The organism is Acidaminococcus hominis, assembly GCF_022484025.1.
GTDB lineage: Bacteria > Bacillota > Negativicutes > Acidaminococcales > Acidaminococcaceae > Acidaminococcus > Acidaminococcus hominis.
On record NZ_JAKVMG010000001.1, the window covers coordinates 2,583,224 to 2,597,798 of the forward strand.

Annotated in this window: 18 protein-coding genes; 16 read left to right on the forward strand and 2 right to left on the reverse strand. The window is 54.6% G+C overall.

Annotated elements, in window-relative coordinates:
* Positions 1-9 precede the first annotated feature (9 nt).
* A complete protein-coding gene (locus tag LKE88_RS11780) occupies positions 10-1,149 on the forward strand; it encodes a phage tail protein (protein WP_276803705.1) in 1,140 nt (379 codons plus the stop codon).
* Here LKE88_RS11780 and LKE88_RS11785 read toward each other — a convergent pair whose 3' ends face one another.
* Positions 1,150-1,509 carry a hypothetical protein gene (locus LKE88_RS11785; protein ID WP_276803707.1) on the reverse strand — a complete coding sequence of 120 codons (360 nt, stop codon included), beginning with the start codon at positions 1,507-1,509 and terminating at the stop codon, positions 1,150-1,152.
* On the opposite strand from LKE88_RS11785, the gene LKE88_RS11790 reads away from it, so the two are divergent.
* From LKE88_RS11790 to LKE88_RS11800, 3 genes are read left to right on the forward strand one after another with little or no spacing between them, the layout of a single operon-like run.
* Positions 1,498-1,920, forward strand: a complete 423-nt coding sequence (locus LKE88_RS11790) for a hypothetical protein (protein WP_276803709.1) — start codon at positions 1,498-1,500, stop codon at positions 1,918-1,920. The two genes, LKE88_RS11785 and LKE88_RS11790, sit on opposite strands and share 12 nt — an antisense overlap.
* The gene (locus tag LKE88_RS11795; RefSeq protein ID WP_276803710.1) at positions 1,917-2,081 is read left to right on the forward strand and encodes a hypothetical protein; all 165 of its coding nucleotides are present in this window, start codon (positions 1,917-1,919) and stop codon (positions 2,079-2,081) included. Before LKE88_RS11790 ends, LKE88_RS11795 begins: the two co-directional genes overlap by 4 nt.
* Positions 2,078-2,743, forward strand: coding sequence for a phage baseplate protein (locus LKE88_RS11800; protein ID WP_276803712.1), 666 nt, complete (start codon positions 2,078-2,080; stop codon positions 2,741-2,743). The genes LKE88_RS11795 and LKE88_RS11800 overlap by 4 nt, the downstream gene beginning before the upstream one ends.
* Before the next feature lie 367 nt (positions 2,744-3,110).
* Here LKE88_RS11800 and LKE88_RS11805 read toward each other — a convergent pair whose 3' ends face one another.
* Positions 3,111-4,091, reverse strand: coding sequence for a tyrosine-type recombinase/integrase (locus LKE88_RS11805; protein ID WP_276803714.1), 981 nt, complete (start codon positions 4,089-4,091; stop codon positions 3,111-3,113).
* A 42-nt stretch (positions 4,092-4,133) separates the two neighbouring features.
* Here LKE88_RS11805 and LKE88_RS11810 point away from each other — a divergent pair, with 42 nt between their 5' ends.
* The 12 genes from LKE88_RS11810 (at position 4,134) to rd (ending at position 14,532) form a co-directional block, all read left to right on the forward strand.
* A complete protein-coding gene (locus LKE88_RS11810) occupies positions 4,134-4,430 on the forward strand; it encodes a hypothetical protein (protein ID WP_276803716.1) in 297 nt (98 codons plus the stop codon).
* Positions 4,427-4,762, forward strand: a complete 336-nt coding sequence (locus LKE88_RS11815) for a hypothetical protein (protein WP_276803717.1) — start codon at positions 4,427-4,429, stop codon at positions 4,760-4,762. Before LKE88_RS11810 ends, LKE88_RS11815 begins: the two co-directional genes overlap by 4 nt.
* Entirely contained in the window at positions 4,759-5,343 is a 585-nt protein-coding gene (locus LKE88_RS11820; RefSeq protein WP_276803719.1) for a glycoside hydrolase family 25 protein, read from the forward strand. Before LKE88_RS11815 ends, LKE88_RS11820 begins: the two co-directional genes overlap by 4 nt.
* A 113-nt stretch (positions 5,344-5,456) precedes the next feature.
* Positions 5,457-6,026, forward strand: coding sequence for a hypothetical protein (locus tag LKE88_RS11825; protein WP_276803720.1), 570 nt, complete (start codon positions 5,457-5,459; stop codon positions 6,024-6,026).
* Positions 6,027-6,029: 3 nt separating this feature from the next.
* A complete protein-coding gene (locus tag LKE88_RS11830) occupies positions 6,030-6,182 on the forward strand; it encodes a hypothetical protein (RefSeq protein ID WP_276803721.1) in 153 nt (50 codons plus the stop codon).
* Positions 6,179-6,592: a hypothetical protein gene (locus tag LKE88_RS11835; RefSeq protein ID WP_276803109.1), complete on the forward strand. Its 414-nt coding sequence runs from the start codon at positions 6,179-6,181 to the stop codon at positions 6,590-6,592. Before LKE88_RS11830 ends, LKE88_RS11835 begins: the two co-directional genes overlap by 4 nt.
* Before the next feature lie 52 nt (positions 6,593-6,644).
* Entirely contained in the window at positions 6,645-7,271 is a 627-nt protein-coding gene (locus LKE88_RS11840; RefSeq protein ID WP_276803723.1) for a hypothetical protein, read from the forward strand.
* A 1-nt stretch (position 7,272) separates the two neighbouring features.
* Entirely contained in the window at positions 7,273-7,461 is a 189-nt protein-coding gene (locus LKE88_RS11845) for a helix-turn-helix domain-containing protein (RefSeq protein ID WP_276803725.1), read from the forward strand.
* A 141-nt stretch (positions 7,462-7,602) separates the two neighbouring features.
* Positions 7,603-9,600 (forward strand): excinuclease ABC subunit UvrB, encoded by a 1,998-nt coding sequence (gene uvrB / locus LKE88_RS11850; protein WP_276803727.1) that lies wholly within the window; start codon positions 7,603-7,605, stop codon positions 9,598-9,600.
* Complete coding sequence (uvrA, locus tag LKE88_RS11855) at positions 9,590-12,409, forward strand: excinuclease ABC subunit UvrA (protein WP_105327007.1); 2,820 nt, start codon at positions 9,590-9,592, stop codon at positions 12,407-12,409. The genes uvrB and uvrA overlap by 11 nt, the downstream gene beginning before the upstream one ends.
* A complete protein-coding gene (gene uvrC / locus LKE88_RS11860) occupies positions 12,406-14,232 on the forward strand; it encodes an excinuclease ABC subunit UvrC (RefSeq protein WP_105327008.1) in 1,827 nt (608 codons plus the stop codon). Before uvrA ends, uvrC begins: the two co-directional genes overlap by 4 nt.
* A gap of 141 nt (positions 14,233-14,373) precedes the next feature.
* The gene (rd, locus tag LKE88_RS11865; RefSeq protein ID WP_105327009.1) at positions 14,374-14,532 is read left to right on the forward strand and encodes a rubredoxin; all 159 of its coding nucleotides are present in this window, start codon (positions 14,374-14,376) and stop codon (positions 14,530-14,532) included.
* Positions 14,533-14,575: the final 43 nt, after the last annotated feature.

Consider the following 14,575-nt stretch of genomic DNA (forward strand, 5'->3'; position numbering starts at 1 on the left):
GGTGAATCAATGAGCGAATTTAGTAATGTTAACGTCGGGGAAGCAGGGATGCACCTGATTGAGCTTTCTGCAACCATGGGGAAGCCTCTGGTGTTTACGAAAATTGAAATCGGGGATGGAATCAGCGATGGTTCCACAAGAACCGATTTGATCAGTAAGAAGCTGGACGCGTCAATTACGAAAACAGCTGAGGTGGTTAATGCGGATGCGTCCGAAGCGCGTACAGTGCTTTATTTTGCATACTCCAATAGCGGAATCGCAGAGGGCGGTGGGTTTTCTGCTACGGAAATTGGTGTGTACGCAAAGGTCTCTAGCGAATCTTACACTGATACCGGCTGGGGAGACTATAAAGGAGAAGTAACCTTTTATGGGTACGCTTATGCGATTGACGCCATTCATGGCGAATGGATTCCAGATAAGACGTACAAAATGGATGTGCAGGAGTTTGCCATTTATACGTCCGTAGGCAATGCGTCGTCTGTTGGGGTGGAAATCACGAGCGACGTATACGCTCGAGAAGAAGATTTCGAATATCATCTCACCGACCCAGAAGCCCACAGCGATTTCAAAGGCTGCTCTGATGCTTCTTCCGGGGTGCGGGGGTTTGTACCTGCCCCCAAAGCCGGGGACGGGAAAAAGTTTCTTTCCGCTACCGGAGGATGGGAGAGGGCTGGGCACAGCCCGTTGGAGCTGTACGACCTGATTTACCCTGTCGGCATCGTCGTCGAATTCGAAAACAGCACTGACCCGAACACCGTGTTCCCTGGCACTACCTGGATTATGACGCAAAAAGGCCAGGTCGCAGTAGGGGCTGGTGACTACTGGGAGAACGGGACGAAATACACCTACGCCTTAGGAGATACCGGCGGCGAGGTCAAGCACCAACTCTCTGTTGATGAAATGCCCAGTCACAGTCACTCCGCATCCTGCTCAACGGATGGAAATCATAATCACACATTCTACCTTGCTGCTGACGGAAGCCCGGACAACGGGAAGAAAGGTGCGAATTCCGGTCATGCTTCAACGGGGACAACAAGCTATGCGGGCAGTCACTCTCATACAATCACAATCTCTTCAACTGGCGGGAATGGGAGCCACGAAAACAGACAGCCTTATACCGTCGTGAATTTTTGGCGGCGCACGGCTTGATTATGCGGTTCTACGCCAGAAGTTGACCACCGTGTAGGGCTGACGGTTCTCATGCAGGCCGTTCCCACCGGTGCTACCAAGAGTTGCGCTGGGCGTGATGTTTTTGCTAAAAGACAATTCATCACGATACCATGAACCGGCAGAAGACAGCTCTACGGCGTTTCCGCTGTTATGTTCCCTTCTGGTGACGGTGGTATTAGTTCCAGCAAGCACGTTGGCGGCATCTTTCGATTGGGAACGAATAGAAAAGCTGAAAGAAAGATTGGTTGTGCCAAAGGCAAAGCTGTGTCTGTGGCTAGGCATTTCATCAACAGTGAAGAAGGAGGAAAAATGAAAGTCTTTCAAATCTTGAACGAACAAGTGACAATCATCCAGGGTTCAAAGGTCTATATCGATTCCCTGGATAATTTCAAGACCGACTCCGGGGTGGATAATCTTCCCGGCATGGTCTTGTATGACGAAAGCCAAAAATGCTGTGTTGTGGATAGTCTTTTTTACAACTACCCCAACGACACCTACGAAGGGTATATTGCAAAGCTACAGGACTACCTGGATGCAAAAGCCAAAAGGGAATACGCTCCCCCTGCCGAGCCGACCGTGGAAGAGAAGAAAACGGCCCTCACAGCCGACTATAACAGTGGGGTGGAGGAATTATCCAATGCGTACAACATCGCTACTCTGAGGGGCGATACGGAAGCCCAGGAAAGCATCAAACAGGATTTCGTTGACTTGCAAGAAGCCTATAAAGCAGAAATGGAGGCGTTGAAATGAGATTCAAACTCCCGAAAAGATGCCCGTACTGTGCCCGGAAGCTGGACGCAGAAGGGAAATGCGTGAACCAGGATTGCATTGCCTACGTGCTGCCTAAAGAAGCGGAGAACACTACGGAAGCTGACACCAACGAGAGCAATGGAAAGGGGGTGGCTGAATGACCACACGGGCTTATGTCCCCAACGTGGACGGGGAAGGTTCCATCGGGACTACGGACAAGAAGTGGGGGGCCATGTATGTGGCCAGCCCAGATGCAGGGGCAAATGACAGTCACGTTCCGTCTACGGCATGGGTACAGGCGATTGTTGCTGATGCCATAAAGACTGCGAAAGATGAAATCTACAAACAAGCCAAACTGGACGCCCACCCCGTTGGGTCCTACTACTGGAGCAACGACAGCACCAGCCCGGCAACGCTTTTTGGTGGGACTTGGGAAGCCCTTCCCCCTGGTTACACACTGATTGCTCAGGGGTCTGGGAGCGATGATTTCGGCAGCTACACCTATACAGCAGGTCAAAAATACGGCGAACGGAAGCACCAGCTCACCACCGATGAAATGGCATCACATGGGCACCTTGTAAGAACGTGGAACACCGTACAAAGCGGCACCCCGAAGGTGTACAGGAATGGAAAATGGGAGGCCTATACGCAAGGAGCTTTCAAGGTGAGCGGGGAATGGCATGAGGATGCAGGAACCCTTGCTACATCTCCTCAAAACGGGAAGGGAGACCCTGCCGGTACTACTGACGGGACGGGCGGCAATGCGGCCCATAACAACCTCCAGCCATCTACAGCGGCATACTGCTGGAAACGCACGGCCTAAGCGGTCCTGTGCCAGCCATAACAGGCGATGGATGGGGGCAGGGTGTTGTGAGCTTGACCTCCACCAGTGCTTTTCGTGAGCCAATTATCTCCGTCTGTCCTTTGTGCAGATTGAGTAACCCATCCATCACCACTTTTCTTCCCCCATCCAGTGAAATAGCCTGCCGCGTTGTCAGGGCTTTCATGAGCATGGGGTGGCAACTCATCGGTGGATACCTATCAGGGAAAAACAATGGCAAATCTATGGCAATTTACGGGCATAGACAAACCGCAAAGTGCCCACGTTAAGCACAAGTAAAACACCTTCCACAGCGGCTTATGATGCCGCTATACATGGGATAGCTACAAAACAAAAAAGCCCTGGTTACTCACAAAATATCCACTGCTTTTCGAAGTTCGGACAAGGTTTTGTGCGTGTAGACGGCTTTCGTCACCCCTTTTCTAGCGTGGCCGAGAATCATTTTGACAGCGGTGTCGTTGATACCTGCCGAATCGAGCATTGATGCGGCTGTATGCCGTGCTTCATGGGGCGTGTGGTGCATGGATAATGCTTTCATGGCTTTGTCCCACTGACGGCGGAAAGAGTCGTAAGAACGGCAGGAACAGAGCCAGGGCGATGCCTGGATTCTGGCCAGGACAAACGGCCATATCTTTTTACTGACCGGGACCTGCCGGATGCCCGCCCTGGTTTTGCTTTTTCGAATGACAAGGCATCGCTGGCGGATTTTTACATCGGATGCCTTGATGCTGAGATATTCACCGCATCGGAGTCCGGTATAAATCAGAATCAGTACATCAACTGCAAATGGCGTTTCGAGATTAGCCCATAGCCGATTCCGTTCCCGGACGGTGAAGGGCTTTTTCTTGTGCACCGGGATGTGCGGGTCGATGGAAAGACGGCTGGCATAGTCCGTGGTTACTATGTCGTATCTGATGGCATAGTCATAGAGCTGTTCCAACAGCCCTTTGACTTTCTTTTGTGTGGCATAACCAGCAATCTTTTTCACATCATCAATGGCCGCTTGCAAATCTCTGTACCGGAGAGAGGAGAAAGGCCGAGAATGGAGGGTAGAGAGATGGCGAAAACAAATCTCATAGGCTTTCTGCGAGGACACGGACAGGCCCGGAAAATGTTCTTTCTTCCATCTTTCGTAGATGGAAGAAAAAGGGATTTCCGCTTGCATGGTGTCGGTTTTATTGACGGCAAAGAGATGGCTCAGACCTTCCACATAGGTAGAAAAGTACCCTAGCGTTTTTTGATGGCCGTTGATGGTCTTTTTAACGACCCAGGGGCGGCGGCGATTACCGTTGAGCTTATAGCAGGTGCCGAAGCCGTTCGGGAGTTTCATAAAATCACACCTTTCAAGTTACTATAAGGAGGATACCAAAAAGTGAATGATATTGTCATCGAAGGGCTGAGCACTGCCGTAAGCCTGGCCGTAGGCGGGCTGGTGGGGTATGTAGTTGCCTATGTTACCGGGCTGAGAGCTGTCAGAAAGGGAATGCAGCTGATTCTGCGGACTTCCCTCAACGATATGTATGTGCGGTTCCAACGGACGCCGCCGACAGTTGACGAAAAGCAGGTTTTCGAAGAGATGTACGAGGTTTACGAACGGCTGGCGGACAACGGCATCATGAATGCGAAGCATGAAGAGGTGCTGAAGATGCCGGAAGAAGTTCGAAAGTGAAGAAGCTGCAAGGTGTACTGCTGAATCTTCTGGGCTCGGTTGGCCGCATGAAGGTCCGGGGCCTGCCCCGTGCCCTGGTGATCATACTGATGCTGTTGATCATCGGCAGTATCATCTTGTATCTGTCCGGCTGGGTATGGCTATGGGCTTTCCAGGGCAGAGTAGACCTGCCAGCCTTAAACCAGCTGATACAGACGCTAACGGGGGTATCCTTCATAGCGGCCATCGGATTTATTGGAAAATCCCTTGTAGATGATGATGGGGATGGGATTCCGGATCCCTGGCAAGAGGAGCCGAAGAAAGACTTTCAAAAAGAGGTGAATGGAAAATGATTAAAGGAATCGACGTATCTGAGAATAACGAGAATATCCCGTGGGATGATCTGCAAGCCCAGGGCGTTCGTTTCTGCTACGTGCGCAGCTCATACGGGAAGCATGGCCGGGACGAGAAGTTCCGGGAAAACGTGGCCCAGGCTCATGCCCATGGGATGCTCGTTGGAGCGTATCACTACGACTACAGCTTAACCGTGGATGATGCCGTGGAAAACGCCAAGAATTGCCGGGCGGCGATTGAAGAATCTGGTGTCCTGCTGGAACTGCCCGTTTTTTATGACATGGAAGATGCTGACCATTGGAAGAAAGACAACGGCTTCGAAAAAGACCCGGCGTTGGTCACTGCTATGTGTAAGGCTTTCGGCAAGAACATCGGCCTGAACTGGGGTGTGTATGCATCTTACGACTGGCTGACCACAGTCATTGACTGGCAGTCCCTGGGGTGCCCCATCTGGAACGCTGAGTGGGGGCCAGGGGATGATATTTCCGGTTATGTGTGGCAGTACACGGACAACTACAACGGATACGGAATTGATGGCGATAATATGTATGACAAGGCCCTGTTTGGGATTAAAGGCTGAAGATACGGCGTATAAGGTCCACAGTGGCCTTGTACGCCGCTTTTTCTGCATATGCTATTACTTATATGCGAAGTTTGAAAAAACCGTTTAAAAGCGAATATGCGAGGTGAAATATGGACGAGCAACAAAAATGGAAAGCCATTGCGGCAGGAGTTGGAGCTTTTGCCCTGGTGACCATGTGCTGTGCGATTTACGGCTGTAGACAGGAGCAAAAAGAACAGCCAAAAGTGATGGAGTACCGCCAGACCACAGACCCGGGAGCTGTAAAAAAGGAACTGGGCGTATCTGATCAGACGGCCAGGGAAGTCACCAGAGAAGTTTACCATGTACAGTCCTCTGATACGCCTCCGACTGTTACCTACTATGTGCAGGCTCCGGACGTACAGACGGGAGCGGAAAAGGTAGCCCAGGAAATCAAAAAGGGTTCCCCTGCCCTGCCGGAAGAAGCGACCGGGAAAACCGACAGGACCGTGGTCACTGCGAACACCGAAAAGCAGAAGGTGGACGTTTATAAAATCAATCTTCGGAAAGAGCATAAAATCAAGGCCGGGGTTCTGACTGCTGACGGAAAGGTGTATGGCGGTGTGGGGTTCCAGGCAGGGAAGTGGGAAGGGATGGTATATACCAGATCCGGGAGAAAGGTGGAAGCCGCTTCGCTGACATACACCCTGGCGGAATGGTGATTTGTGCCCGAAGCTGATTTCGGGAGCAAAATATTTTCAATATTTTTCTATTCATCGCTTGCAATGTATCCCATTGGGAGGTATAATATAGCCAAGAAGAGAGGAGAGGGGATAAAAAAGAAAGCCCCACCTACAGAAAAGGAGAGATCGATATGAAAATCAACGAAAGCCTGAACGAAAAAGCAAAAGCCCTGTTTGGCGAACAGAATCTTGACAACGTCCTGGATAAGGCCATCGAAGCCAGCATCCTGAATATCGGAGAACCCCAGTACATCGTCGTAGACCACGACAAAAACGTGAGCCTGGCAGCAACCACCTATGACCTCAGAGGGAAGGTAATGGTCCTGGCCATCACCTACACCAGGAACGACGTAGTCAGCTACCTCAAGGATGCAGCTCCTGAGCTGGTAGACAAAGTGGACGACCCCAGCTGGAGCAACTGGATGCTGAGCCCGCTCAACGGCGTAGACCTGCCCCCTTACGAGAGCGTTGACCCGATCACTTACTCGACCTATCAAGACTGGATTGCAGATAGCCTCAATGCTATCGCAGACACCTGGTTTTAATGATCTGGGCGGGGCATTCGGCCCCGCCACCACTTGAAAGGAGCGCAATGCCATGGCAAAGTACACGATCACCCACGCTTGCGGCCACACCGAGGAGGTCAACCTTTTTGGTAAGCACTCTGATAGAGAGCGCAAGATCGCATACCTGGAAAGCATCGACTGCCGGGCCTGCTGGGATGCCGCCCAAGCCGCCCAGGCTAAAGAGGCAGGCCTGCCGGATTTGACTGGGAGCCCCAAGCAGATCGCCTGGGCAAACGGCATCCGCAACCGGATCTTAGCGGAGGCCACTCGCTTCATCGAGACGCACCCGGACTGGCCTGACACCGCTAGATGGCTGGCGGAGCTCAAAAAAGAGACGTCAGCCCGGTGGTGGATCGACCACCTGGACGCACACGCTGCCAGCATGCACGGAGATTGGGCGCTAGCCCAAGAGGCCAAAATCCTAAAGTGCGTTGTCAGCTTTATAAATGCGGATAATGGTGAGGAGGACGCCTTTAAAACCGTCCCAGTCCCGCCTACAGCCATCCTGGACCCAGACCCGTGGATGGCCGCACAAGTAAAAGCGGCCGAGCCTACCAAGGATGAGCTGAACAAGAAATTTGGCGCTAAACATACAGTGGCTCTTATCATCCTGGAGGACGGTAAGGAGGTCTTCCGCCACGTCGAGGAGGCGCACTGATATGACTACCATCAAAGAGGCCCGGCAAGCCGCCGGGCTATCTCAGCAAAAAATGTCTGATTTACTGAAAATCCCAAAAAGCACCATTGAGAAGTGGGAAATGGGGATACGCAAGCCACCCGAATGGGCGGCGGCTCTCATAATCGAGAAGCTGGAAAGCATGGGCGGCAGAAAAACGGCAGAAAAATAAAACGGAAGTATTGGTTTTATTTAAAATGCTGACCGTAAAATATTGAAGGAAACGGGCTTGCACCGATGTTTATATAAACTATTGGTGCTGGCCTTTTTGTTATGATAAAATAAAGTATTGCAATATATAAGGAGAATCATTATGGAATTTCAGATAAAGGCACCCTTCGCTCCGGCAGGCGACCAGCCGGAAGCCATCGAAGAACTGGCCGAAGGGGTCAAGGAAGGTCTGCATACCCAGGTCCTCCTGGGAGCTACGGGTACGGGCAAAACCTACACCATTGCCCAGGTGATCCAGAAGGTCCAGAAACCCACCCTGGTCATCGCCCACAACAAAACGCTGGCAGCCCAGCTGTGCAGCGAGTTCAAGGAATTCTTTCCCAATAACGCCGTGGAATACTTCGTATCCTATTACGATTTTTACCAGCCGGAAGCTTACCTGCCGGCCACGGACACGTATATTGAAAAGGATTCTTCCATTAATGATGAAATCGATAAGCTGCGCCACTCGGCTACCTCCGCCCTGTTTGAACGCCGGGACGTGATTGTGGTGGCCTCCGTCTCCTGCATCTACGGCTTGGGCGCGCCCAAGGACTACTACGACAGCGTACTGTCCCTCAGGGTAGGGCAGACCGTGGACCGGGACGCCATCCTGGAAAAGCTGGTGAAAATCCGCTATACCCGCAACGACCTGGTGCTGGAGCGGGGCAACTTCCGGGTCCGGGGGGACGTGATTGAAGTAATCCCCTCCAGCTACGGGGAAAAAGGTATCCGCATTGAGCTGTTTGGGGACGAAGTGGACAGCATTATGGAAATCGATGTGCTCACCGGCGCCGTGCTGGACAAGCGGTCCCACGTGGCCATTTTCCCGGCCAGCCACTATGTGACCAGCGACGAAAATATGGAACGGGCCAGGAAGGATATCCGCAAGGAATTGAACGACCGCCTGGCCGTGCTCAAGGACCAGGGAAAGCTCCTGGAGGCAGAACGCCTGGAGCAGCGCACCAACTACGACCTGGAAATGATGGAAGAACTGGGCTATTGCAGCGGCATCGAAAACTATTCCCGGCATCTGACGGGCCGGGCTCCCGGGGAACCGCCCTTTACCCTGGTGAACTATTTCCCGGAGGACTTTCTCACGGTGGTGGACGAAAGCCACGTGACCCTGCCCCAGCTCCGGGCCATGTACGCCGGGGACCGGGCCCGGAAGGAGCAGCTGGTGAAGTACGGCTTCCGGCTGCCCTCCGCCCTGGACAACCGGCCCCTGACCTTTGACGAGTTCCAGGCCCAGAGGGGACAGATTATCTACGTATCCGCTACCCCGGCAGCCTACGAAATGGAAACCACCGACAAGGTGGTGGAACAGATTATCCGGCCTACGGGCCTTTTGGACCCGAAAATTGAGGTACGCCCCATTGCCGGCCAGATTGACGACCTGCTCAGCGAAATCCATAAGGTTTCGGCCCAGGGAGAACGGGTGCTGGTCACCACCCTGACCAAAAAGATGGCGGAAGACCTGACGGAATACCTGGCTTCTTCCGGGGTCCGGGTCCGTTACCTCCATTCGGATATTGTGACCATCGAACGGGCGGAAATCATCCACGACCTGCGGGCCGGGAAGTTTGACGTCCTGGTGGGCATCAACCTGCTCCGGGAAGGGCTGGATATGCCGGAAGTATCCCTGGTGGCCATTTTGGACGCCGACAAGGAAGGCTTCCTGCGCAGCGATACGGCCATGATCCAGACCATTGGCCGGGCGGCCAGAAATGCACACGGCCGGGTTATTATGTACGCCGACAATATAACCGGCTCCATGGAGCGAGCCATTGAGGAAACCAACCGCCGGCAGGCCAAGCAGGAAGCGTACAATGAGGCCCACGGCATTGTGCCCAAGACCATTCAGAAAAAAGTGGTGGACCTGATCAAGCTCACCAAGATTGCCGAAGACGACACCAGCGCCGAAAACTATGGGAAGGGCGGCCTGAGCAAGGCCAGCACCAAAGCCCTGGAGAAACAGGCGAAAGACCTAGAAAAGAAGATGAAAGCAGCGGCCAAGCAGCTGGACTTCGAGCTGGCAGCCGAACTGCGGGATCAGCTGATTTTGCTGAAAGGAGAAATTTCCAAGCGTCATGAACGATGATTATATTGTGATCCAGGGTGCCCGGCAGCACAACCTGAAAAACATTTCCTTAAAAATTCCCCGAAACAAGCTGGTGGTCATCACCGGCCTGTCCGGCAGCGGCAAGTCCTCCCTGGCCTTTGATACCATTTATGCCGAAGGCCAGCGCCGCTACGTGGAGTCCTTGTCCGCCTATGCCCGGCAGTTCCTGGGCCAGATGGACAAACCCGATGTGGACTATATTGGCGGCCTGAGTCCCGCCATTTCCATTGACCAGAAGACCACCAGCCGGAATCCCCGGTCCACGGTGGGTACGGTGACGGAAATCTACGACTACCTGCGGCTGCTGTTTGCCCGGATTGGGATTCCCCATTGCCCCAACTGCGGTAAGGTCATTGAGCGCCAATCCCCCCAGCAGATTGCGGACAAGGTACTGGAACTGCCGGAAGGCACCAAGTTCATGATTATGGCTCCGGTCATCTGGGGCCGTAAGGGCGAGCACAAAAACGTCCTGGAATCCGTCCGCCGGGCGGGCTATGTCCGGGTCAAGGTGGACGGGGAAATCCGGACCCTGGACGAAGACATTGTCCTGGACAAGAAAAAGAAACATTATATCTCCGTGGTGGTGGACCGGCTGGTGGCCCGTCCGGGACTGGGCAGCCGGCTTACCGACTCCCTGGAAACGGCTCTGAAACTGGGGGAGGGCACCGTGGCCATTGACCTGATGGACGGTACCAGCCAGGTGTACAGCGAAAAGTTTGCCTGTGCCGACTGCGGCATCAGCCTGCCGGAAATCGAGCCCCGGTTGTTTTCCTTCAACGCCCCCTACGGGGCCTGCCCGGACTGCATGGGCCTGGGCCAGCATATGGAATTTGACCTGGACCTGGTGATTCCGGACAAGACCAAACCCTTTGACCAGGGGGCCATTGCTGCTGTCAGCTCCAACGTCAAATCCTATTTCCTGTGCCAGCTGGCTTCCGTGCTGAAAAGCCGGGGCTATTCCCTGGCCAATTGTTGGAAGGACCTGCCTAAAGGGTTCCAAAAGGAGCTTTTGGAAGGGATTCCTGACGAAACCTTTACTTTTGAATATGAAAACCTCATGGGCGAAACCCACGAGCACAATACGCCCTTTGAAGGGATTATTCCCCTTTTGAAGCGCCGGCTGAAAGAAGCCATGAGCGAAAGCCAGCGGCTGGACTACGAGTCCTTTATGACCGCCATTGAATGCTCCACCTGTCACGGGGCCCGGCTGCGGCCGGAAGTCCTGGGCATTACCGTAGGGGATAAGAACATCCAGCAGGTGTGCGAGATGCCCGTCCGGGAAAGCCTGGAGTTTTTCAATACCCTGAAGCTGTCCGACCGGGACGCTTTTATTGCCGCCCAGATTCTCAAAGAAATCCGGGCCCGGCTGTCCTTCCTGAACAATGTGGGCCTGGACTACCTGACCCTGTCCCGGGCTGCGGCCACCCTGTCCGGCGGCGAAGCCCAGCGCATCCGTTTGGCCACCCAGATTGGCTCGGGACTGGTGGGAGTGCTGTACATTTTGGACGAGCCCAGCATCGGCCTGCACCAACGGGACAACGACAAGCTCCTGGCAACCCTGAAGAACCTGCGGGATATGGGCAATACCCTGATTGTGGTGGAACACGATGAGGATACCATGTACGCCGCCGACCAGATTATCGACATCGGGCCCGGCGCCGGGGAAAACGGGGGCTACGTCGTGGCCCAGGGCACGGCGGAAGAAATCTGCCAGGTGCCCGATTCCGTTACCGGCCAGTACCTCAGCGGCCGGAAGAAGATTGAAGTGCCCAAAGTGCGCCGCAAAGGAACGGGAAAAAAGATTACCATCAAGGGGGCCCGGGCCAACAACTTGAAGAACATCGACGTGTCCATTCCCCTGGGCACCCTGACGGTGGTCACCGGGGTCAGCGGCAGCGGCAAGTCCACCCTGGTAAACGACATTCTCTACAAGGCCCTGGCCAAGGAGCTCATGGGCGCCCGGGAGCGTCCCCTGGCCCACGACAAGATTCTGGGGCTCAAGAACATCGACAAGGTCATCAACATCGACCAGAGCCCCATTGGCCGGACGCCCCGGTCCAATCCGGCTACCTATACCGGGACCTTTGACCTGATTCGGACCCTGTTCAGCACCACCAACGATGCCAAGCTCCGGGGCTACAAACCCGGCCGCTTCAGCTTCAACGTCAAGGGCGGCCGTTGCGAGGCCTGCCACGGGGACGGGTTGCTGAAAATCGAAATGAACTTCCTGCCGGACGTGTACGTGCCCTGCGAGGTCTGCCACGGCACCCGCTACAACCGGGAAACCCTGGAAGTCCACTATAAAGGAAAGAACATCGCCGACGTGCTGAACATGACCGTTACCGAGGCATGCCAGTACTTCAGCAACCAGCAGCGGATCCTGCGCAAGCTCCAGGTCCTGGAAGACGTGGGCCTGGGCTACATCCGGCTGGGGCAGGCGGCTACCACCCTGTCTGGGGGCGAAGCCCAGCGGGTGAAACTGGCCACGGAACTGGCCAAGGTGAACACCGGCAAGACCCTGTACATTTTGGACGAACCCACCACCGGCCTGCACATGGCCGACGTGCACAAGCTGCTGGAAGTGCTCCAGCGCCTGGTAGATGCGGGCAGTACCGTGGTGGTCATCGAGCACAACCTGGACGTGATCAAGTCCGCGGACTATCTCATCGACCTGGGTCCCGAAGGGGGCGACCGGGGCGGCACCGTAGTGGCCACCGGCACGCCTGAAGAACTGGCCCAGATTCCGGAATCCTATACCGGACAGTATGTAAAGAAGGTTTTAGTATGAATCAGGCCATCGCCGATACCCTGGCCGTCTTGCCGGAGGCCCCAGGGGTCTACATTATGCACGACAGTACCGGCAAGGTGATTTACGTAGGAAAGGCCGTTATCCTGAAAAACCGGGTGCGCAGCTATTTCCGGAAGTCCACCCAGAGCTCTCCCAAGGTCCGGGCCATCAATGCCCACGTGGCTTCTATTGAAACCATTGTTACGGCCAGCGAAATGGAAGCCCTGATTCTGGAATGCAACCTGATCAAGAAATACCGGCCCCGGTACAATATTGACCTGAAGGACGACAAGACGTATCCCTACCTGAAAATTACCGTGGAGGAAGCGTACCCCCGGATGGTGCTGACCCGGCGGGTGCTCCAGGACGGGGCCAAGTACTACGGGCCTTTTGCGGACGCCGGCGCCCTGCGGGACACCATGAAGCTGATTCGCACCATGTTCCCCCTGCGCCATTGCCGGAACATGAATGTGAAGCGGCCCTGCCTCCAATACCATCTCCATCGCTGCCTGGCGCCCTGTACCGGCAAGGTGCCCCTTACGGAGTACCGGAAACTGGTGGACCAGGTACTGCTGCTGATGGACGGGAAGGTGGGGGAACTGAAAAAGGACCTGACGGAAAAAATGCTCCAGGCTTCCGAGGCTATGGAGTACGAAAAGGCCGCCCACTACCGGGATTCCCTCCAGAGCCTGGAACGGCTGGAAGAAAAGCAGAAGGCCACCACCGAAGGCGGGGACCGGGACGTGATTGGCCTGGCTTCCGACGAAACCGGGGTCTGCGTTCAGGTGTTCTTTGTCCGGGGCGGCAAGATTTTGGGCCGGGACAGCTTTTTCCTGGACCAGGAAGTGGGGGAGCCCGGAGGGGATATTCTGTCGGACTTTATGAAGCAGTACTACACCAAGCAGCACCAGCCGCCTAAGGAAGTCCTGGTGAGCCAGGAGCTGACGGACAGCGACCGGGTGCTGCTAGGCCAGTATCTCAGCACCCTGGCGGAAAAGACCGTGAACCTGTTGGTGCCCCAGCGGGGCTTAAAGCACGATCTGGTGCTCATGGCCGTAAACAACGCCAAAAAGAACCTGGAAGAACGGCTGCGCCGGGGCCACGCGTCCTTAAAGACAGACCTGGATGCCGCCGAAGAACTGCAAAAGGCCCTGGGCCTGTCCCAGCCCCTGGAGCGCATGGACTGCTTCGATATTTCCCACAACCAGGGCCGGGAAACCGTGGCCTCCATGGTGGTGTTTCGCAATGGCAGCCCCAGCAAAAAGGACTACCGCCGGTACAAACTCCGGTCCACAGAAGGCAAGCCCGACGACTTCAAATCCATGCAGGAAGTGGTGTACCGCCGCTACAAGGACCTGGAAGATCTACCTAGCCTGATCATCATCGATGGGGGCAAGGGCCAGCTGAGCTCCGCCCTGGAAGTAATCCGGGGCCTGGGGATTTCGGACGTGCCCGTCATTGGCCTGGCCAAGCGGGAAGAAGAGATCTTTAAGGAAGGGGAGCATACCAGCATCCTCTTGGACAAGATGTCCCCGTCCCTGCACCTGATCCAGCACATCCGGGATGAGGCCCACCGGTTTGCCATTACCTACCACCGGAAGCGCCTGGGGAAACGGAACCTGGTTTCCGTGCTAGACCACCTGGAAGGCATCGGCCCCAAACGCCGGGAGGCCCTGTGGAAACGGTTCGGCACCCTGGACGCCATGAAGCAGGCTTCCCTGGAGGATCTTGCTGCGGTGGAGGGCATGAACAAAAGCGCTGCGGAGAAGGTGTACGCCTTCTTGCAGGGAACCCTGTCGGAGAAGCAGGACCTGGTGCAGTAATACATAAAGTAGTACATATAAGCATATATTATTTATCGATAATTTTTATTAAAATTTGTCGAAACCTATTGTAACTCCTCCGGTACTTTGGTATAATCACAGTAAATCAAGAAAGTAATTACAGACTAGGGGGAATATAGAATGAAAAAATACGTTTGTGGCGTTTGCGGTTATGTATACGACGAAGCTGCTGGTGATCCTGAACACGATATCGCTCCGGGCACCAAATTCGAAGACCTGCCGGATGATTGGGTTTGCCCCATCTGCGGTGTAGGCAAGGATCAATTCGCCGAAGAATAAGAGAAATGAACAGTCCTGCCCGGCGGCAGGACTCTTTTTTTGT

Bases quoted from the DNA above. Each gene is read 5' to 3' on its own strand.
- LKE88_RS11800 (WP_276803712.1), top strand. From the start codon at position 2,078: ATGACCACACGGGCTTATGTCCCCAACGTGGACGGGGAAGGTTCCATC.
- LKE88_RS11795 (WP_276803710.1), top strand. From the start codon at position 1,917: ATGAGATTCAAACTCCCGAAAAGATGCCCGTACTGTGCCCGGAAGCTG.
- uvrA (WP_105327007.1), top strand. From the start codon at position 9,590: ATGAACGATGATTATATTGTGATCCAGGGTGCCCGGCAGCACAACCTG.
- uvrC (WP_105327008.1), top strand. From the start codon at position 12,406: ATGAATCAGGCCATCGCCGATACCCTGGCCGTCTTGCCGGAGGCCCCA.
- LKE88_RS11825 (WP_276803720.1), top strand. From the start codon at position 5,457: ATGGACGAGCAACAAAAATGGAAAGCCATTGCGGCAGGAGTTGGAGCT.
- rd (WP_105327009.1), top strand. From the start codon at position 14,374: ATGAAAAAATACGTTTGTGGCGTTTGCGGTTATGTATACGACGAAGCT.
- LKE88_RS11780 (WP_276803705.1), top strand. From the start codon at position 10: ATGAGCGAATTTAGTAATGTTAACGTCGGGGAAGCAGGGATGCACCTG.
- LKE88_RS11845 (WP_276803725.1), top strand. From the start codon at position 7,273: ATGACTACCATCAAAGAGGCCCGGCAAGCCGCCGGGCTATCTCAGCAA.
- LKE88_RS11835 (WP_276803109.1), top strand. From the start codon at position 6,179: ATGAAAATCAACGAAAGCCTGAACGAAAAAGCAAAAGCCCTGTTTGGC.
- uvrB (WP_276803727.1), top strand. From the start codon at position 7,603: ATGGAATTTCAGATAAAGGCACCCTTCGCTCCGGCAGGCGACCAGCCG.
- LKE88_RS11820 (WP_276803719.1), top strand. From the start codon at position 4,759: ATGATTAAAGGAATCGACGTATCTGAGAATAACGAGAATATCCCGTGG.
- LKE88_RS11805 (WP_276803714.1), bottom strand. From the start codon at position 4,091: ATGAAACTCCCGAACGGCTTCGGCACCTGCTATAAGCTCAACGGTAAT.
- LKE88_RS11840 (WP_276803723.1), top strand. From the start codon at position 6,645: ATGGCAAAGTACACGATCACCCACGCTTGCGGCCACACCGAGGAGGTC.